The sequence below is a fragment of the uncultured Nocardioides sp. genome, assembly GCF_947488025.1.
Lineage (GTDB): Bacteria > Actinomycetota > Actinomycetes > Propionibacteriales > Nocardioidaceae > Nocardioides.
The window spans coordinates 46,316-65,368 of sequence record NZ_CANKYS010000001.1; the positions used below are offsets into that span (position 1 = coordinate 46,316).

The 19,053-nt window shown below is 72.2% G+C and carries 16 protein-coding genes; 4 read left to right on the forward strand and 12 right to left on the reverse strand.

Translation table 11 applies throughout. The features are described 5' to 3' along the window. Nucleotides 1-56: 56 nt before the first annotated feature. Nucleotides 57-1,034: a sensor histidine kinase gene (locus tag Q1B24_RS00165; RefSeq protein ID WP_299921910.1), complete on the forward strand. Its 978-nt coding sequence runs from the start codon at nt 57-59 to the stop codon at nt 1,032-1,034. Beyond that, the gene (locus Q1B24_RS00170) at nt 1,031-1,675 is read left to right on the forward strand and encodes a response regulator transcription factor (protein WP_299921912.1); all 645 of its coding nucleotides are present in this window, start codon (nt 1,031-1,033) and stop codon (nt 1,673-1,675) included. Before Q1B24_RS00165 ends, Q1B24_RS00170 begins: the two co-directional genes overlap by 4 nt. Before the next feature lie 34 nt (nt 1,676-1,709). Here Q1B24_RS00170 and Q1B24_RS00175 read toward each other — a convergent pair whose 3' ends face one another. The 10 genes from Q1B24_RS00175 to Q1B24_RS00220 form a co-directional block, all read right to left on the reverse strand. Continuing rightward, on the reverse strand, nt 1,710-3,047 hold the full coding sequence (locus Q1B24_RS00175; RefSeq protein ID WP_299921914.1) for a lanthionine synthetase LanC family protein: 1,338 nt from the start codon (nt 3,045-3,047) through the stop codon (nt 1,710-1,712). A 23-nt stretch (nt 3,048-3,070) separates the two neighbouring features. Next, nucleotides 3,071-3,742 (reverse strand): NAD(P)H-binding protein, encoded by a 672-nt coding sequence (locus Q1B24_RS00180; RefSeq protein WP_299921916.1) that lies wholly within the window; start codon nt 3,740-3,742, stop codon nt 3,071-3,073. A gap of 13 nt (nt 3,743-3,755) precedes the next feature. Beyond that, on the reverse strand, nt 3,756-5,756 hold the full coding sequence (locus tag Q1B24_RS00185; protein ID WP_299921918.1) for a hydantoinase B/oxoprolinase family protein: 2,001 nt from the start codon (nt 5,754-5,756) through the stop codon (nt 3,756-3,758). Continuing rightward, the gene (locus tag Q1B24_RS00190; RefSeq protein WP_299921920.1) at nt 5,753-7,843 is read right to left on the reverse strand and encodes a hydantoinase/oxoprolinase family protein; all 2,091 of its coding nucleotides are present in this window, start codon (nt 7,841-7,843) and stop codon (nt 5,753-5,755) included. The genes Q1B24_RS00185 and Q1B24_RS00190 overlap by 4 nt, the downstream gene beginning before the upstream one ends. Nucleotides 7,844-8,268: 425 nt before the next feature. Then, nucleotides 8,269-9,663: an amidase gene (locus Q1B24_RS00195; protein ID WP_299921922.1), complete on the reverse strand. Its 1,395-nt coding sequence runs from the start codon at nt 9,661-9,663 to the stop codon at nt 8,269-8,271. Continuing rightward, nucleotides 9,660-10,298: a carbon monoxide dehydrogenase subunit G gene (locus Q1B24_RS00200; RefSeq protein ID WP_299921924.1), complete on the reverse strand. Its 639-nt coding sequence runs from the start codon at nt 10,296-10,298 to the stop codon at nt 9,660-9,662. Before Q1B24_RS00200 ends, Q1B24_RS00195 begins: the two co-directional genes overlap by 4 nt. A gap of 78 nt (nt 10,299-10,376) precedes the next feature. Then, nucleotides 10,377-12,803: an aerobic carbon-monoxide dehydrogenase large subunit gene (cutA, locus tag Q1B24_RS00205; protein ID WP_299921926.1), complete on the reverse strand. Its 2,427-nt coding sequence runs from the start codon at nt 12,801-12,803 to the stop codon at nt 10,377-10,379. Continuing rightward, complete coding sequence (locus tag Q1B24_RS00210) at nt 12,800-13,309, reverse strand: (2Fe-2S)-binding protein (protein ID WP_299921928.1); 510 nt, start codon at nt 13,307-13,309, stop codon at nt 12,800-12,802. Before Q1B24_RS00210 ends, cutA begins: the two co-directional genes overlap by 4 nt. Beyond that, nucleotides 13,306-14,160 carry an FAD binding domain-containing protein gene (locus Q1B24_RS00215; protein ID WP_299921930.1) on the reverse strand — a complete coding sequence of 285 codons (855 nt, stop codon included), beginning with the start codon at nt 14,158-14,160 and terminating at the stop codon, nt 13,306-13,308. Before Q1B24_RS00215 ends, Q1B24_RS00210 begins: the two co-directional genes overlap by 4 nt. Continuing rightward, nucleotides 14,157-15,581 (reverse strand): solute carrier family 23 protein, encoded by a 1,425-nt coding sequence (locus Q1B24_RS00220; RefSeq protein ID WP_299921933.1) that lies wholly within the window; start codon nt 15,579-15,581, stop codon nt 14,157-14,159. Before Q1B24_RS00220 ends, Q1B24_RS00215 begins: the two co-directional genes overlap by 4 nt. A gap of 152 nt (nt 15,582-15,733) precedes the next feature. On the opposite strand from Q1B24_RS00220, the gene Q1B24_RS00225 reads away from it, so the two are divergent. Further along, nucleotides 15,734-16,303: a GNAT family N-acetyltransferase gene (locus Q1B24_RS00225; RefSeq protein WP_299921935.1), complete on the forward strand. Its 570-nt coding sequence runs from the start codon at nt 15,734-15,736 to the stop codon at nt 16,301-16,303. An 85-nt stretch (nt 16,304-16,388) separates the two neighbouring features. After that, nucleotides 16,389-16,685, forward strand: coding sequence for a hypothetical protein (locus Q1B24_RS00230; RefSeq protein ID WP_299921937.1), 297 nt, complete (start codon nt 16,389-16,391; stop codon nt 16,683-16,685). Nucleotides 16,686-16,761: 76 nt separating this feature from the next. Here the strand turns inward: Q1B24_RS00230 and Q1B24_RS00235 are convergent, their stop codons facing one another. Together Q1B24_RS00235 and Q1B24_RS00240 are read right to left on the reverse strand one after the other, a co-directional pair. Further along, nucleotides 16,762-17,628, reverse strand: coding sequence for a glycerophosphodiester phosphodiesterase family protein (locus Q1B24_RS00235; RefSeq protein WP_299921939.1), 867 nt, complete (start codon nt 17,626-17,628; stop codon nt 16,762-16,764). 132 nt (nt 17,629-17,760) lie between these two features. Further along, nucleotides 17,761-19,020: a helix-turn-helix domain-containing protein gene (locus tag Q1B24_RS00240; RefSeq protein WP_299921941.1), complete on the reverse strand. Its 1,260-nt coding sequence runs from the start codon at nt 19,018-19,020 to the stop codon at nt 17,761-17,763. Nucleotides 19,021-19,053: the final 33 nt, after the last annotated feature.

Sequence of the window (19,053 nt, forward strand, 5' to 3'; positions counted from 1 at the left end):
ACCATGGGTGCCCGACCCCATCTGGGACCGCGCCCCGGGATGGGAGGCTGGTCGGCATGCGTCTGCCCAGCCACCTCCCGCTGTTCTGGACGATCTGCCTGATCAACGGCGTCGTGCTCGTGGTCGCGGCGCTGCTGCTGCTCCTCTCCCCCGCCCGGGTCTCCGCCGACGCGGTGTCCTCGGAGTTCCTCGTCGTCGGCGTCGGGCTGGTGGTGATGATCCTGACCAACGCCCTCCTCATCCGCTGGGCGCTGGCGCCGCTGCACCGCCTGATCGCGCGGCTCGAGGACATCGAGCACCTCGAGCCGACCGAGCTCCCGGAGGAGGGAGCGGGCCCGGTGCTCGGCATCGCGCGCAGCGTCAACGGGCTCCTCGCCCGCCTCGCCGAGGAGCGGCGCTTGGGCGATGCCCGCGCCCTGGCTGCGCAGGAGGCCGAGCGCCACCGCATCGCCCAGGAGCTGCACGACGAGGTGGGACAGAGCCTGACGGTCGTCCTGCTCGGCCTCAAGCAGCTCGAGTCACAGGCCCCGGCGGCGCTGGTGCCCGAGCTGGCGGCCGTGCGGGAGAGTGCCCGCGCCGGCCTCGACGACGTACGCCGGGTGGCGCGCCGGCTGCGTCCCGGCGTGCTGGAGGACCTCGGCCTGGCGAGCGCGCTGGCCGCCCTGGCGACGGAGTTCGCCGACCGCAGCTCGGCGTCGGTGCGGCGCTCGTTCGCCCCCGGGCTGCCGGCACTGAGCCCGGAGGCCGAAGTGGTCGTCTACCGCGTGGCACAGGAGGCGTTGACCAACGCCGCCCGGCACGCCGACGCCCGCGCGGTCGAGCTGTCGCTGCAGCGGCTCGGCGCCCACGTCGTGCTCGAGGTCCGCGACGACGGTCGCGGCTTCACCGGCCTCTCCGAGGGCTCGGGCCTGATGGGCATGCGCGAGCGCGCCGCCCTCGTCCAGGCCGAGCTGTCGGTGATCAGCCAGCCGCGCCACGGCACCACCGTGCGGCTCAAGGTGCCCGTCGGCACGGCCGCGGAGGTCGTCGCATGATCCGGATCCTCCTCGCCGACGACCACACGCTGGTGCGCCGCGGCGTACGTCTCATCCTCGAGCAGGAGCCCGACCTGACCGTCGTCGCGGAGGCGGCCGACGGGGCCGAGGCCGTCGAGCGCGTGCGCGACACCGACGTCGACCTCGTCGTGCTCGACATCGCCATGCCGCGGATGACCGGCCTACAGGCGGCGGCCGAGATCGGCCGGCGGCGCAACCCGCCGAAGATCCTGATGCTCTCGATGCACGACAACGAGCAGTACTTCTTCGGTGCGCTGAAGGCCGGGGCGAGCGGGTACGTCCTCAAGTCCGTCGCCGACGAGGACCTCGTCGGCGCCTGCCGCGCGGCGATGCGCGGGGAGACCTTCCTCTACCCCGGCGCGGAGAGCACGCTCGTGCGCGACTACCTCGACCGGCTGCGGCGCGGGGAGCGGGTGCCGACGTCGGTGCTCACCGCCCGCGAGGACCAGGTGATCAAGCTGATCGCCGAGGGCCGCTCGTCCCGCGAGATCGCCAAGGAGCTGCACATCGCGCTCAAGACCGTCGAGGGCCACCGGGCCAACATCCTCGGCAAGCTCGGGATGCGCGACCGGGTCGAGCTGACGCGATACGCGATCCGGGCCGGGCTGATCGAGCCGTAGCCCCGACCGGCCGCACGTGCGACGGTCCGGACGCTCAGGGCAGGTTCCACCAGGTGTCGAGCCGCGCGACGGCAGGCGTCGTACGTCCCTCGCGGAGGACCCGGGCGAGCCGCAGGAGGTACGCCGCGATGCCGGCCGCGCCCTGCATCCAGCCGACGCCGGGCGGGAGGAGCGGGTCGTCGTTGCGGTGCTCGGTGAAGCGCCAGCACGCGCGGTCGGAGTCCACGACAGCCCGCTCGACCAACGCGTCGCCGAGGACCTGCGCGAAGGCCAGGTCGTCCTCGACCCCGAGCCGCTGCCAGGCGTCGAGGAACACCTCGCCCACGCCGGCGGTGCCGCAGCAGCGGCCGTCGTTGTCCCAGAAGCCCGGCCGCAGTCGCGCCGGGACGCCCGACGTGCGGATGCTGCGCAGGCAGCGGCGGTGCCACTGCGCAGGCGTCTCCCCCGCGACCGACCCGACGCCGGCGTGCTCGAGCGCGGTGAAGAGCAGGGAGGTGCCGGTCGGGCCGTGGCACCACGTCCAGGTGACCTCGTCCATGTCGGCCTGGCTCGGGATCACGTGCGGCACGACGAACCCGCCGTCGCTCGCGTCGCCCAGCGTGACGAGGTGCTCGGCCCCGCTGCGCGCGGCCTCGACGAGGTCGGGCCTGCCCAGCTCGGAGCCGGCCACCGCCAGCGAGGCGGCGATGCCGGCGAGGCCGTGGGACCAGTTGGGCATCTGCCGGTCGCGACGCTCGGGAGGCACGTCGTCGGCGAAGCGGCGCGGGAAGAACCGCCAGTTCGTGCCTGCCTCCGTCGGCTCCGCCTCTGCCAGCAGGATGCCCGCGGCCCTGGCCGCCAGCGCATCGGCACCCGGGACACCCTGCCGGTGCGCCCAGACCGCCCCGAGCAGGTTGCCGGCCGTGCCGAGCGTGACGTCGTTGATCCGCGTGTGCGGTGCGAACGGCGGCGACTCCAGCCACGGCTGCTCCCAGCCGTCGTCGGTGGCGAGCTCCGCGAGGCGGGCGACCGCCTCCTCGGCCCCGTCCGCCTCGAGCGCCGACAGGACACCGATGTCGCTGACCAGGCCGTCGAAGTAGGAGTACACCTCGGTCGTCGGGAGACCACGCCGGACCCGCTCGACGATCCCGTCGGCGAGCGCCTGCTCCTCGGCGGTCCACTCACGCGTCTCGCGGACCTCCGCGAGCACGTGCGCGAGGCCGCCGACGCCGCTGTGCATGCCGTCGCGGTCCTCGGGCGGCCCGCCGTCGTGGGCCCGACCATCGAAGCCCAGCGACACCGGGATCCACGGCCCATCGTCCCAGCTCACCTGGTCGAGGACCCAGCGCCACGCGGCCTCGCCCAGGTCGGCGTACGTCTCCGCGGTGGTCATCCGCTGATCATGGCACCGGCTCGTCAGCGACGGAGCAGTGCGTCGAGCACGCGCGTGCCCACCGGCAGCCCGTGGTCGTCGTAGTAGGCGAACATCGCCGACAGCCAGGGATGGGTGCCGGGGTCGGGCACCCGGCGCACCGGAACCCCTGCCTCGGCGGCCAGCTCCCGGACCGTGGCGACGCGGGTGGCGAGCTCGTACGTCGCCCCCATGTGACCGTCCTCGGTGAGGACGACGGCCGCGGCCCGGCCGAGGTCGGCGAGGTCGAGGAAGCCGAACGGCACGTCGGGCGAGTAGGGCAGGTCCAGCGGGCCGGTGAGATCGAGGTTCTGCAGGTAGGCGCCGGGCTGGAGGATCGTCCACTCCAGGCCGCTGCGCCGCACCAGGTCCTCGCTCATGGCCTTGCCGACGTGGTGCGGCATCGCGGGCGCGTAGGGCGAGGCGACGGAGTGGTGGACCACGCGGCCCACCCCCGCAGCGGTCAGGGCACGCAGCACGGTGGCGACGTACGCCGGCTCGTCGGGGTGGAGGTTCGGCGCGATGACGTACGCCGCCTCGCAGCCGGCCACGGCCGACGCGAGGTCCGCCCAGTCCGCGCGACCCAGCGGCCGCGCCTCGGCACCCCGCTCGGCGAGCGCCGAGCAGACCGCCCGCCCCGTCTTGCCATGACCGCCGAGGACCGCGACCCGCCTCATCGACACGACCCGCTCAGACCCGGTCCACCTCGGCGAAGGCCGCACCGTCGGCCAGCGACGAGTAGCCCGGACCACGGTCGAAGAACGCGTCGTCGTCCTTGCTCCAGGCCGCGCGTCCGGCGCGCTCGGTCGAAGTCGCCGCCGCGTCGAAGCCCAGGTCACCGGCATCGGCCGAGCCGGTCAGCACCACGCCGTAGTCGCGCAGCGCGGCCTCGGCCGAGACCTTGCGCCACACGACGTCGCGCACGACGAGCTCGGGGTCGCGGGCCAGCGGGTCGCCCCAGCCGCCGCCACCCGTCGTACGGATCCGGACGACCTGTCCGGCCCGGATCACCTCGGCGTCGGCGAGGGCGTCGACCTCGCGCTCATCGGGGCCGCCCGGGTCGATGACGACCTGGAAGGGTGCACCGGCCTTGCCGCCGCGCACGCCCCAGCAGGCCAGGATCGAGCGGTCGGCGATGGACATGAAGTGCGCGTCCTTGAGCATCCGGATCTGCTTCTCGTAGCCGAGGCCGCCGCGGTACTCCCCCGCGCCGCCGGAGTCGACCGCGAGGCCGAGGCGCTCGACGATGAACGGGAAGCGCGACTCGGTGAACTCGGTCGGCAGGTTGCGGGAGTCCGGCACCACGTGGATGGTGTCCTCGCCGTCGGCGTAGTAGCGCCCGCCCGAGCCGCCGCCGAGCACCTCGCGCATGAGGTAGTCGTTGCCCTCGAGGTCCTTGCCGTAGACGCCGGTGTAGCGGATCGTCTCCTGGTCGGCCGGCATCTTGCCGTCGACGGCCTTGGCGACCACACCGGCGAGGACGCCGAGCAGCCGCAGGATCACGAACGTCCGGGCGTTGGTCGGGCCCGGGTGGATCGGCGTGAGCAGCGTGCCCTTCTCGGGGAAGCGCATCTCGATCAGCGGCACGATGCCCTCGTTGACGTCGAGCTCGGCCATCCGCTCGGGGGTGTCGGCGAGGTTGCGCAGGATCGGCGCGAGCCACTTCTTGAGGAAGTTGCCGCCGACGTAGTCGCCGCAGTGGTTGATCGGGCCCTTGGCCTGCGCGCTGGTGCCGGTGAAGTCGATGATCAGCCGCGGTCCGGCGGGGCGACCGTTCTCCGGGTCGGCCGGGGCGTCGCTCACCTTGGTGAGAGTGATCCGCTGGGTGTGCAGCTGCGGCTCGTCGACGCCGTCGTGCTCGGCGTAGTCCTCCCAGACATAGGTGCCGTCGGGAATCTTGGAGAGGATCTCGCGCCGGTAGGTCTCGGTGGTCGCGTCGAGGATCGCGTCGAAGGAGGTCTCGATCGCCTCCCGGCCGTAGCGCTCGAACAGCTCGCTGAGGCGTCGCGCGCCCATCAGGCACGCCGAGCACTCGGCGTCGAGGTCGGCGGCCAGGCTGTCGGGCATCCGCGAGTTGCGCGTCATGATCCGCAGCGCCGCCTTGTTGGGCACGCCCGCGTCCCACAGCTTGATCGGCGGGACCGCGAGGCCCTCCTCGTAGACGCTCGTCGCGCCGCTCGGCATCGAGCCGGGGCACGCCCCGCCGATGTCGTCGTGGTGGCCGAAGGCCTGCACGAACGCGACGACCTCGCCCTCGTGGAAGACCGGCACGGTGACGCACAGGTCGGGGAGGTGCCCGATGCCGCCCTCGGACTCGTAGACGTCGTTGTGGAAGAACACGTCGCCCTCGCGCATCTCCTCCAGCGGGAAGTCGCGCACGATCGGGTGCACGAGCGCGCTGTAGGACCGGCCGGTGAGCTTGCGCAGCTGGCGGTCGTGGATGCCGGCGCGGAAGTCGTGGGCGTCGCGGATCATCGGCGAGCGGCTGGTGCGACCGATCGCGGTCTCGACCTCCATCTCGACGCTGGCCAGGGTGCCCTGGACGATCTCGACGAGGATCGGGTCGACGCTCGAGCCCTCGGGCGTGAGGCGCCCGCCGTGGTCGTACGCCGTGGGCAGGCCGGCCGGGTTGACCGGCTTGGCGGTGACGTAGGCCGGGTCCACGGGGCGGGTGCTGACGTCGGTGCTCATCGGCCCGACTCCTTCCGGATCACGAGGTTGGCCCAGTCGTCGACCACGACCTCGAAGCCGGGGTGGACGGGGATGGTGGAGCCGAACTCCTCCACGATGGCCGGGCCGGTGAAGGTGTCGCCGGCGCCGAGGTCGGTGCGCCAGATGACCGGGGTGTCGACGTAGCCCTGCTCGGGGTCGAAGCACACCGGACGCCGTCCGCGCACCGCACGGTCCTCGACGGCGCCCTCGGCCTTGTCGAGGGTCGGGATCTCCGGACGCGTGATCGGTCCGATGCCGGTCACGCGGAGGTTGACCCACTCGACCTGCTGGGTGGCGTCGCCGCGGAAGTCGTAGCCGTAGAGCTGGCGGTGCTCGGCGTGGAAGATGTCGGCGACCTGCGCGACGTACGCGTCGTCGACGACGCCCTCGGGTGCGGCGACGCGCACCTCGTAGGCCTGGCCGACGTAGCGCACGTCGATGGTGCGGTGGAACTGGTGCTGGTCCTCGGTGAAGCCCTCCTTGCCGAGCGCCTCGCGGGCCCGGTCGGTGAGGGTGTCGAGGATCGTCTGGACGACCCCGTGGTCGAGCGCGGACTCCTTGGCCACGTGGGTCTGCACGTAGTCGTTCTTCACGTCCACGGTCAGCAGGCCGAAGGCGCTCACGTTGCCCGGGTTGGGGGGTACGACGACGCCCGCGAGGTCGAGGATGTCGACGAGCCGGCAGGCCAGCAGCGAGCCGGAGCCGCCGAAGGTCGTCAGCATGAAGTCGCGGACGTCGAGCCCGCGCTTGACGCTGACCTGGCGCAGCGCGTTGGCCTGGTTCCAGGCCGAGATCTCCAGGATGCCCGTGGCGCAGCGCTCGAAGTCGAGGCCGAGCTGGTCGGCGAGGTCGGCGATGCCGGCCCTGGCCGCCTCCACGTCGAGGGGGATCTCGCCGCCGAGGAGGTGGGGTGGGATGCGGCCGAGGGTGACGTGGGCGTCGGTGATGGTGGGCTGGGTGCCGCCCTTGGCGTAGCAGAGGGGGCCCGGGTCGGCGCCGGCCGAGTGCGGGCCGACCTTGAGCGTGCCCTCGGGCGAGAGCCAGGCGATCGAGCCGCCGCCCGCGCCGACGGTGACCACGTCGATCATCGGGATCTTGCTCGGGTAGGCGCCGACGGTGCCCTCGGTGGTGAGGGTCGGCTCGCCGTCGAGGACGACGGACACGTCGGTCGACGTGCCGCCGCCGTCGCAGGTGAGGATCTTGGGGAAGCCGGCGACCTTCGCGATCAGCGCGGCTCCCAGGGCACCGGCGGCCGGGCCGGAGAGCACCGTGGTGATCGGCTGGTGCACGACCTCGTCGGCCGACAGCACGCCGCCGTTCGACTTCATCACGTAGAACGGGATCGTCGCCCCGCCCGTGAAGCCGTGGAGCCGGTCGGAGATGTTGGTGACGTAGCGCGAGACGTTGGGCTTCACCGCCGCGTCGACGAGGGTGGTCATCGAGCGCTCGTACTCGCGGTACTCGCGGAGCACCTCGCTCGAGATGGAGACGACGGCCTCGGGGTGCTCGCGGCGCAGGATCTCGCGCAGCCGCAGCTCGTGCTCGTCGTTGGCGTAGGCGTGGAGCAGGCAGACGCCGATCGTGGTGATCCCCTGGTCCTTGAACCAGCGGGCCGCGGCGACGGCCTGGTCCTCGTCGAAGGGCCGGATCTCGGCACCGGTGAAGTCGAGGCGGCCACCCACGGTGCGGACGCGGTCGGCCGGCACGATGCGGTCGGGCTTGACCCAGAAGTAGGAGTTGCCGTAGCCGTCCGGCACCGACTGGCGGGCGATCTCGAGCATGAACTCGTAGCCCTCGGTCGTGATGAAGCCGAGCGCCTCGACCTTGCCCTCGAGCAGCTTGTTGGTCGCCACGGTGGTGCCGTGCGAGACGGCGGTGATGTCGCCTCCGTCGGCGCCGACGATGCCGAGGATCTTCTCGATGCCGGCGATGAAGCCGTCGGCGGGGTTGCCGGGCGTGCTGGGTGTCTTGGTGGTGAGCAGCTCACCCGAGTCCTCGTCGAAGGCGACGACGTCGGTGAACGTGCCTCCCGTGTCGATGCCGATCCTGATCCGCCGTGCGCTCATGGGGATGATTCAACCGATGGGGCCACGGCGGTGACCACGGCAGAGTTTGCCGACGGATCAACGATTCCTCGGCAAGACCTGTGGCGTGGAAGGCTGGAGGGACAGTCCCGAAGCACAGGCGAAGGGCCCTCGACGGTATGAGCGTCAAGGGCCCTTCTGATGAGGATCGGGTCGCCGAAACGTCCAGATCCTCGGAGGTGACCGGTCGTGTGATGCTTCCGGTCGATCGCTCCTCCTCCGCCGTCCCAGACACCCCATCACCTGGTGCCTGCGACGTTCCCCGGCGCACCGGTTCGCGTCGTACGGACTCGTCGTCGGAGCCATCCCGCCTCCCCTTGCGGGGCTGCGTAGGACCAGTTCTACGCCCGGGAGGACCGGGGCGACAAGGGCCTTTCGGCCCCATCCCGCCCTCCGGCTCGACCGTCCTAGGAGGCGAGCAGCTCCTCGACCGCGGCCGCGACCTCGAGCAGCCGGCGATCGGCGCCGTGGCGGGCGACGAGCTGCACGCCGACGGGCAGGCCGTCGGCGGTGCGACCGGCCGGGACGGAGATCGCGGGGCACCCGGTGACGGTGATGAAGTAGGCCGAGCGCATCCAGGCGAGGTAGTCGGGCATCTCCTGCCCGTTGATCGTCTCGGGGAACTCCTGCTCCACCGGGAACGGCGGCACCTGCGAGGTCGGGAGCAGGAGCACGTCGTGGTCGCCGAAGAACAGCCGCATCGTCTCCGAGAGCGACGTGCGCTGGGTGTAGGCGCGGGCCACGTCGGCGCCGGTCAGTGGCTCGCCGGCACGGATGTTGGCCTCCAGCGACGCCTTGAACGACGTCGGGTGCTCGGCGAGCAGCCGTCCGAGCTTGGCCTGGAAGTGCCAGGCCCGCAGCGTGCGGAAGGTGTCGTCGGCCAGGGCGAGGTCGGGGTGGGCCTCGGCCACCGACGCACCCGCGTCGGAGAGCCGCGCCGCGGTCGCGCGTACGACGTCCGCGACCTCGTGGTCGACGACCAGCGCGCCGCCGAGGTCGACCGAGCACGCGACCCGCAGCCCGGCGAGCGGGGCCGGGGTCAGCGGCGGCGCGAAGGACGGGCCCGGGTCGCCCAGCGCCTGGGGCGCCCGTGGGTCGGGACCGGCGATCACCGACAGCAGCAGCGCCAGGTCACCGACGTTGCGAGCCATCGGGCCGCCGACGGACGTGCTCTCCCACTGGTTGTAGAGCGGCCACTCCGGCACCCGGCCGAGCGAGGGCCGCATGCCGACGACGCCGCAGAACGACGCCGGGTTGCGCAGCGAGCCGCCCATGTCGGAGCCGTCGGCCAGCGGCACCATGCCCGAGGCCAGCGCGGACGCCGCTCCCCCGCTGGACCCTCCCGCCGAGCGCGACGGGTCGACCGGGTTGCGGGTGACGCCGAAGACCGTGTTGAAGGTGTGGGAGCCGGCCGCGAACTCCGGCACGTTGGTCTTGCCGACGAAGACAGCGCCGGCCGCGCGGACGCGCTCGACGAGGAGCACGTCGTGGTCGGCCACGGCGTCGGCGAAGATCGGCGAGCCGTAGGTCGTGCGCCAGCCCTTGAGCGCGTGGGTGTCCTTCACCGCGAAGGGCAGCCCGTGCAACGGGCCGACCTCCTCGCCCGAGGCCTGCGCCTGGTCGGCGACGGCCGCCCAGGCCCGGGCGCGCTCGGCGTCGAGGGAGACGATCGCGTTGAGCTCGGGGTTGCGCTCCTCGATCCGGTCGAGGTGCAGCTCGAGGAGCTCGGTTGCCGAGATCTCACCGGCCCGTACGGCGGCAGCCTGGGCGCGCGCGGTGGAGTCGACCGTCAGGTCGCTCACCGGCGGCGTCCGAAGATCCCGCCGACCACGACGCCCAGGACGACGAGGCCGGCGCCGACGGCGACGCCCGTGAGGAAGTCCTGGCGCGAGGCGACCGCGGGCGCAGCGGCCGGGGCGGTGAAGACCTGACCCGCGGCGGGAGCGCCGGCGGGCACGGCCTCCCCGGGCGCGGCGGCGGTCGGGGCCACGGCCACCGGGCCGCCCGCGATCGCGGCGTCGACGTTGCCGAAGAACTCCCCGGCCATCCGGCGCGACACGCTCGTGAGCATCCGCTGGCCGACGCCGCCGATCATCCCGCCGACGGTCGCGTCGGCGTCGTACGACACCTTGGTGGTCGCACCCTCGGGCACGAAGCGGACGTTGACCGTGGCGCCGATGGTGCCGGGGGCGCCGGCACCGTCGAGCTTCATCACCAGGGACTCGTGCTCGACCAGGTCCGTCAGCTCGCACGATCCGGCGTAGGTGCCCTTGATCGAGGCGACGCCCGCGGTGACGGTCATCGCGTAGGCGTTGTCACCGGTCGCCTCCAGCCGCTCGCAGCCCGGGATGGTGCGCACGAGCACCGCCGGGTCGAGCAGTGCGTCCCACGCCTGCTCGACGGGCGCGGCCAGCGTGTTCTCTCCGGTGAACTTCATGTCGGGTCTTCTCCTTCGTGCTCGGTATCTAGGGACGATTTGGTAGGAGAAGGGTGGTTCCGACCTACCAGATCGTCCCTAGATACCAGTGGGTGCGGGGCTGGAAGCGAGGTCGGGTCGGGGTTCGTCGGCGTGCTCGAGGCGCAGGGCGAAGAGCTCGGACGGGGAGATCGGCATCGACGTGATCGGGATGCCCTCGGCGTCCTCGATGGCCGCGGCGAAGACGGCGGCGGACGGGATGACGCCCGCCTCGCCGGCGCCCTTGATGCCGAGGGGGTTGAGCGGGGACGGCGTCTCGAGGTGGTCGATGTCGATCGACGTCGGGACCTCGGTGGCGTAGGGCATGAGGAAGTCCATGAACGACGCGTTGAGCAGCTGGCCCGACTCGTCGTAGGCCATCCGCTCGTAGAGCGCACCGCCCACGCCCTGCGCGACGCCGCCGTGGATCTGGCCCTCGACGATCATCGGGTTGATCAGGTGGCCGCAGTCGTGGACGACGGCGTACTTGAGGATCGTGATCTCCGCGGTGTCGGGGTCGGTCTCGACGATGACGGCGTGCATGCCGTTGGCGAAGGTCGATCGCGGCGGCGAGTAGAAGTCCTTGCCCTCCAGGCCCGGCTCGTCGCCCTCGGCGACCGGCGGCTTGCCGGGGTCGCCGACGGAGAACTGCGTGGCGGCCTTGGACGCCTCGTCGAAGGCGTAGCGCAACGGGTTGGAGAGGACGGCGACGGTGCCGAGGTCGATGCTCGTGTCGGTGCCGCGCACCGACACGACGCCGTCCGCGATCTCGAGGTCGTCCTCGGACGCCTCGAGCGCCTCGGCGGCGATCCGCAGCGCCTTCTCCTTCGCCCGCAGCGCGGCGAGGTGGACGGCCGAGCCGCTCATCACCGCTGCGCGGGAGGCGAAGGTGCCGACCGAGTAGGGCATCTTGCGGGTGTCACCGGTGACCACCTCGACGTCCTCGAAGCGCACGCCGAGGGTGTCGGCGACGATCTGTGCGAACGCGGTCTGGTGGCCCTGGCCCTGCGTGGTCAGGCCGATCGAGGCCTTGACCTTGCCGGAGGTCTCGATGTGCACGTGGGCGCCCTCGTAGGGGCCCACCCCCGTGCCCTCGACGTAGCAGGCCAGGCCGATGCCGACCCTGCGGCCCTGCGCCGCCATCTCGGCGCGGAAGTCCTCGAACTCGTCCCAGCCGACGAGCTCCTTGAGCTTGGCCAGCGAGGCCGGGTAGTCGCCGGAGTCGTAGGTCAGCTCGCGCCCGTCCTGGAAGACCAGCCCGTGCTCGTAGGGGAACTCGTCGGGCTGGATGAAGTTGGCCGAGCGGACCTCGGTGCGGTCCTTGCCGAGGTAGGCCGCGATCGCGTCCATGGTCCGCTCCATGACGAAGCAGCCCTGGGGTCGGCCGGCGCCGCGGTAGGGCGTGACGATCACCGTGTTGGTGTAGAGCGACTCGAAGGCGACGCGGTAGTTCTGCGGCTTGTAGGGCCCGAGCAGCTGCGTCGAGGTGATGATCGGGACGATCAGGCCGTAGGGCGTGTAGGCGCCGTGGTCGTGCCAGAACTCGACGTTGAGCCCGAGCACGCGGCCCTCGTCGTCGAAGCCGACCTCGACCTGGTGCTGCTGGGCGCGCTCGTGCGCGGAGGAGATGAAGTGCTCGCGGCGGTCCTCGGTGAACTTCACCGGACGGCCGAGCGTCTTCGCGGCGAGCGGGACGAGCAGCTCCTCGGGCCACGGGTGCACGACCTTGACGCCGAAGCCGCCGCCGACGTCGGGGGTGATCACGTCGACCTTGGCGAGGTCGAGGCCGAGCTTGGCGGCGACGCAGCCGCGCACACCGGTCGACGTCTGGGTCGAGGACCACACCGTGAGGCGGGACGTGTCGGGGTCCCACCGGGCCACCGTGCCGCGCCCCTCCATCGGCGTACAGGCGGAGCGCTCGACGTCGAGCTCGAGGGCCAGGGTGTGGGGCGCCTTCGCGATGGCCGCGCGGGCGTCGCCGTTCTCCTGCACCATCCGTGCGGCGACGTTGTCGGGTACGTCGTCGTGGACGGTGCGCTCGGCCGCGCGGGCGGCGGCGATGCCGACCACGGGCGGGAGGTGGTCGTAGTCGACGCGGATCCGTGAGACGGCGTCCTCGGCGACGTAGCGGTCGACGGCGACGACGAAGGCGATCGCCTCGCCGACGTAGTTGACCTCGTCCCTGGCCAGCGCGTACTGCGTACGACCGTGCGTGAGGGTCGGGTGCGGGATCAGCAGTGGCAGCGGCTCGGCCATCGCGTCGGTCAGGTCGTCGTAGGTCCACACGGCCACGACGCCCTCGACGTCGAGCACGCCGGAGACGTCGATGTCGACGATGCGGGCGTGGGCGTGGGGCGAGCGCAGCACCGCGGCGTGCAGCAGCCGCGGGTCGTCGGTCAGCAGGTCGTCGACGTAGCGCCCCTGGCCGCGCAGGAAGCGCTGGTCCTCCACGCGCGGCACCTTGGCGCCGAACATCTTGGTGGTCATGCGTCACCCCGCTCGCGCTGGATCTCGCTGGCCCGCAGCACCGACTTCACGATGTTCTGGTAGCCCGTGCACCGACAGAGGTTGCCGGCGATCATCTCCCGCGCCTCGTCCTCGGTCGGGTCGGGCGTCTCGCGCAGGCCGGCGGTGATCGTGGTCAGGAAGCCCGGCGTGCAGAAGCCGCACTGCAGACCGTGGCAGTCCGAGAACGCCTGCTGCACCGGGCTCAACCGGCCCTGCGCGGACCCGTCGTCCTCGGTGAGTCCCTCGACGGTGGTGATCTCGGCGTCGACCGCAGAGACGGCGAACATCAGGCACGAGCGCATCGGCGTGCCGTCGACCAGCACCGTGCAGGCACCGCACACGCCGTGCTCGCAGCCGACGTGCGTGCCGGTGAGCCCGCAGTCGTGGCGCAGGGCGTCGGACAGCAGCCGCCGCGCCGGCACCTGCACCTCGTGGACGGAGCCGTTCACGTGCAGGCGTACGTCGTGGAGCTGTTCGGTGGTCACGGGTGGGTCGCCTCTCCTGCCCGCGAGCGGGCGTGGTCGGTCGCGGCCGCCAGGACGCGGGGCGCCAACACCTTCACGAGGTGGGCGCGGTAGGCGGCGGTGGCATGGATGTCCTCGGCCGGGTCGAGCTCGGCGAGGGCCTTCGCGGCGGGGTCGTCGAGCGCGTCGGTGACGTCGACGACGACGGGGACGTCGCTCACCGACACGAAGCCGACCCGGGCGCGGGTGACGGTCTCACCGTCGGTCTCGACATGAGCGGCCACGCCGACGAGGGCGTAGTCGCCGTGCCGGCGGGCGATCTCCTGGAAGGCGACGCCGGCGCTGGGTGCGAGACCCGGGAAGAACGCCTCGACCGCGACCTCGTCGTGGGCGAGGGTCGACTCGAGCGGGCCGATGAACAGCTCCGCCGCCGGGATCGTACGACGACCGCGCACCGACGCGACGTCGACCGATCCCTCCAGCAGTCGGAGCACCATCGGCATCTCGGCCGCGGCGTCGGCGTGCACGATCGAGCCGACGGTGGTGCCGCGGTTGCGGATGGTCGGGTGCGCGACGTGGCGCAGGGCCATGCCGAGCAGCGGCTGGGACCTCTCTGCCTCGGCCGAGGCGAGCACCTCGGCGTGCCGGGCGAGGGCACCCACCCGGACCCCGTCCTCGGCCACGCGGACGTGGCCGAGGTCGGGCAGGGCGTTGATGTCGACGAGCATCGAGGGTGCGGCGAGGCGCATGGACAGCAGCGGGACGAGCGACTGACCACCGGCCAGCACCTTCGCCCCCTGCTCCCCCGCGAGCGCCGCGAGGGCTTCCTCGAGGGTGGACGGTCGCAGGTAGGCGAAGGGTGCGGGCTTCATCGCTTGTGCGTGCCTCCGGAGGCTGCGTCGTCGACGCCCTCGTCGTAGTCGGGGTGGCTGAGGTTGCGGGTGACGGTGCCGGAGCTGTCAGCGCCGCGGCCCTTGACCATGTGGAAGAAGACGATGACCAGGATCGTGCCGAGGGCGATGCCACCGAGCTCGAAGTTGTCACCGAAGGTGAGCGTCACGCCGCCGATGCCGGCGATGATGCCAGCCGACAGGCCCACCATGTTGACGGGGTTGCCGAAGTCGATGTTGTTCTCGACCCAGATCTTGGCTCCCACCAGACCGATCATTCCGTAGAGCACAACCGTGATGCCGCCGAGGACGCCGCCCGGGGTCGCGTTGACCACCGCGCCGAACTTCGGGCACAGGCCGAGCAGGATCGCCACCAGGGCAGCGACGTAGTAGGCGGCCGAGGAGTAGACCCGCGTCGCGCCCATGACGCCGATGTTCTCGGCGTACGTCGTGGTCGGCGAGCCGCCGAACGCGCTGGCGAAGGCGGTCGCGAGGCCGTCGGCGCCGATCGCGCGGCCCATGTAGGGGTCGAGGTCCTCGCCGGTCATCTCGGCGACGGCCTTGACGTGGCCGGTGTTCTCCGCGACGAGCGCGATGACGCCGGGCAGGACGAGCAGGATCGCGGTGAGCGAGAAAGACGGGCCGTGCACGACCGAGACGCCGTCGGCGAGGGTGCCGCTCGGCAGGCCGATCCAGTTGGCCGCCTCGACACCGGCCCACGACACGCGGTCGTGCTCGGTGGCCTCGGTGGCGCCGCCCAGCACGGACGTGATGGGCCCGAAGATCATGTCGGCGAACCACGACAGCAGGTAGCCGAAGACGAGGGCGAGGAAGACCGCGATGCGCGACCAGAAGCCAGGCAGCGCCACGGCCGCGAACACCATGAAGGCCGCCGTGGCGAGCGCGATCCACTGGTCCTGGGGCCAGTAGATGCCGGCGACGACGGGAGCGAGGTTGAAGCCGATCAGCATGACGACCGCGCCGGTGACGGCGGGCGGCAGGATGCGGTGGATCAGCTGGGCGCCGGCGAAGTGCACGAGCACGCCGACCGCGGCGAGCACGAGACCGCCGACGAGGATCGCGCCGGTGACGTAGGACGAGTCGTTGCCCTCGTCGAGCGCCCGGATCGCCGCGACCGAGGCCACGAACGACGCGCTGGTCCCGAGGTAGCTGGGCACCCGGTTCTGCACGATCAGCAGGAACAGGATGGTGCAGAAGCCCGAGAACATGATGGCGAGGTTGGCGTCGAGCCCCATCACCAGGGGGAAGACGAAGGTGGCGCCGAACATGGCGACCACGTGCTGGGCACCGAGCCCGATCGTCTTGCCCCACGGCAGGCGCTGCATCGGCAGCACCGCTTGCCCGGGAGCGGGATCGACCACTTCCCACTTGAACATCGACATGTGCAGGCCTCCAGATTCGACGGGGTGGTTACCCGAGAAGCCACAAACTAGTGCGGTCCATCTCACACCCTCACTGGCGACATCTGCCGAAGGAACGCCGAGTTCGCTGACAAGTTCTCGGGCGGGTCGACTCGCTGTCTACCCTGCGGGGCATGGGTCTCCCCCTCATCGTCGACGCCTGGCCGGCCGGATCCGTGCCCACCGAGCGGCTGCTGCTGCGCGCTCCCGAGGCCCGCGACCGCGAGGAGTTCCTCGACCTCGGCTCCGACCCGGTGGTCAACCACCACCTCGGCGGCGGGCAGGACCGCGCCACGCTCGACGACACCCTCCCCGAGGTGCCGGCGGACCGGCCGGCGCAGTACGTGCTGGAGCGCGACGGACGGTTCCTGGGCTGGATCGGGCTGAGCCGTCGGGAGGTGGACCGGCCCGGCCGGGCGGTCGGCGAGCACCCCCTCGAGCTCAGCTACGTGCTCCCCGTGCACGCCTGGGGGCGCGGGTACGCCGCCGAGGCGTGCGCGGCGCTGCTCGCCCTGGCGGACCGTCGGCTCGGTGAGCCCGTCGTGCTGTGCACCCAGGTGGCCAACACGCGCTCGCGGGCGCTGGCCGAGCGGCTGGGCTTCGGCGAGGCCGAGCGGTTCGAGGAGTTCGGAGCCGTCCAGTGGTTCGGCGTACGCCATCCGGGGCAGGTCCCCTCACCACTATCGGTCATCTCGGCGTCCTGACCCCGCCCACGGGCCCTGTCGCGCCTAGCGTCACGGCCGCGTCGTCTCGGGCCTCCTGACGCACGACCCCCCAAGGAGATGAGCGATGAAGAGGATCCTGGCAACGATCATCGTGGCCCTCGCGACCGTGGGAGCGACCGGCACGGCCGCGTCCGCAGGCGAGATCACGGGCACCGGCAACCCGACGCCGATCAACGGCTACAACGCGAACTCGATCTGCGCGTTCTCGGGCCTGGACGACATGGACTTCGAGGCACCCGTGCAACCCGGTGTGGTGCAGAACTGGGGCTCGATCCCCAAGGAGATCCGCGACTTCCTGGCCACCATCGGCGAGCACCCCGGCACCGCGTGCAACGGCAGCAGGAACGGCACGAAGGGCTGAGCGAGCTCCTCCGGTCGACGAGGAACGGGGAGCGCCGGCCTGCCCTGGGCGAGCCGGCGCTCCCCGATCCCGGCCCTCACCCTCGGCGGAGGATGTCGCGCAGCACCTGCGGGTAGTTCGTGATGATGCCGTCGACGTCCCAGTTGATCGCCCGGCGCATGTCCTGGCCGGCGTTCACCGTCCACACGTGGGCCTCCATGCCCTGGGCGTGGATCTGGTCGACGGTGGCCTCGTCGATCGCACCGAGCGCGGGGTTCACCTGCTCCGCCCAGGTCGCGGCAGCGGCGATGTCGACGGGGGTCGGCCTGCTCCCGTAGAGCAGCCCGACGGTGACGTCGGGCGCCCGGTCCTTGTAGGCCCGCAGCCACGGGTGGTTGAAGGACTGCACGACGACCCGGTCCCGCTGCAGCGCCCGGTTGAAGACCGGGAGCGAGCGCAGCTCCTTGTCGAGGTCGATCTCGATGCCGGGGTAGAGCTCGGGAGCCTTGGGCTCGAGGAGCATGCCGGCCCGGTCCCCGACCGCTCCGACCCACTCGGCCAGCGTGGGCACCCGCTCCCCCGCGAACTCGGGCGCGAACCAGGAGCCGGCATCGAGCTGCTTGATCTCGGCGAGCGTGAAGTCGCGGACGTTCCACGGCGCACGCTCCGGGAAGACCTGCTCGACGTCGGTCGTCCGCGCGAGCGTGACGTCGTGCATGATCACCAGCTCGCCGTCCGAGGTGCGCTGGATGTCGTTCTCGACCACGTCGGACTTCTGCGCGATCGCCAGCCGGACCGCGGCGAGCGTGTTCTCCGGAGCGGCTCCGGACGACCCGCGGTGGGCCACGACGTCGATCGCCGGGGCCGGTGCAGCCGACGCGCTGGGCGTCGACAGCGCCACGACGGCGCCGAGCAGGACGGTGGTGAGGGCTGGAACGGACAGGACTCGCGCGGTACGGCGCATCTGGATCTCCCGAGAGTGTCAGGGCCCCGCCGGTCGACCGGGCCTCCCCGCACCGTGGTCGGCCGAGGCCAACGCACGGTGACGAGCGGCCCAACCCGTCTCGACGACTCCCCGACCGGCTCGGGACGGGGCTCAGCCGACGATCTCCAGCGCCCGGAGGGCGACGGCGACGTCGAGGCGAAGGTGCGGGTCGGTGGCCACGGGGCCGAGGATCCGCTGCAGCTTGCCGACGCGGTAGCGCATCGTGTTGTAGTGGAAGAACTGGGCGCGCGCGGCCTCGGCGACGTTGAAGTTGGTGTCGAGGAGGACCTGCAGCGTCTCGCGGAGGTCGGCGGCCTCGGGGGTGCGCTCGGCGAGCGGGCCGAGCACGTCGGCGGCGAACGCCGTCAGCTCGGAGCCGTCCGGCACGAGGGCGAGCAGCCGGTGCAGCCCGAGCTGGTCGAAGCGGGTCACCGAGCTCCCGCCGTGCACGCGCCGGCCGATCTCGACGGCGCGCTGGGCCTGGCGGAAGGCCTCGGGCAGGTCGCCCAGCCCGTGCGAGACCCGGCTGACGCCGGCCGAGAACGCGATCCGGCCGCCGCCACGGTCGCCGCGCACGGCGGCGATGATCCGGTCGACGCCGACGTGGGCGTCAGCGGGGTCGCCGGACGGGTCGACCGGCACCAGGGTCACCACCTCGCGGCTGAACGCGACCGACGCGATCGTGGGGTCGACCGTCGCCGAGACCTGGCGCCACGCGTGGGCGAACCTGTCCTGCCAGGCCCGCCGGTCCTCCGGGTCGGGGCCGAGGGCGGCCATCGCGTCGGGGTCGAGCACCGCGACCACCACCATCACCGGGCGGCCGAGGTGCCAGCCGAACGCCTGGGCGTGCTCGGCGACGTACTCCTCCTCGCCGGCCCGGCCGAGGAACACGTCGCGCAGGAAGTCGCCGCGGTACTTGTTCTCCACCGCCGTGATCGCCTCCACGCGCGTCACGAGCAGCGCCGCCACGATCGCGGCGCGCTCCAGCGCCTGCACGTCGGAGGAGTGGATCCGGCCGTCGGGGCGCAGCGCCACCAGCCGCGCGAGGTCGACGCCGGCGGCGACCACGCGGCGCAGCAGCGCCTCGCCCGTCCCCACCGCGGTGCCCTCGGGGTCGATGCGCTCGACGCGCAGGCGTCCGGTCGGGTCGAGCAGCTCGGCACCCGCCAGGGCCTCGCGCTGCGCGTCGTCGAGGTGGGCCGCGCGCTCCCGGCCGTCGGTCGAGGTGAAGACCACGCCACAGCCGAGGGCGTCGCCGACGGCCTGCGCGATCGCGGCGAGGTCGCCTCCCTCCAGCACGATGTGGGTCAGGGCCGTGTGGAGGGCGTCCGCGCGCTCGAGCGCGGCGACGGCCTCCGGGTCGCTTATCAAGTCTTGGCCCACATTCACCCCTTGGTCCGACAA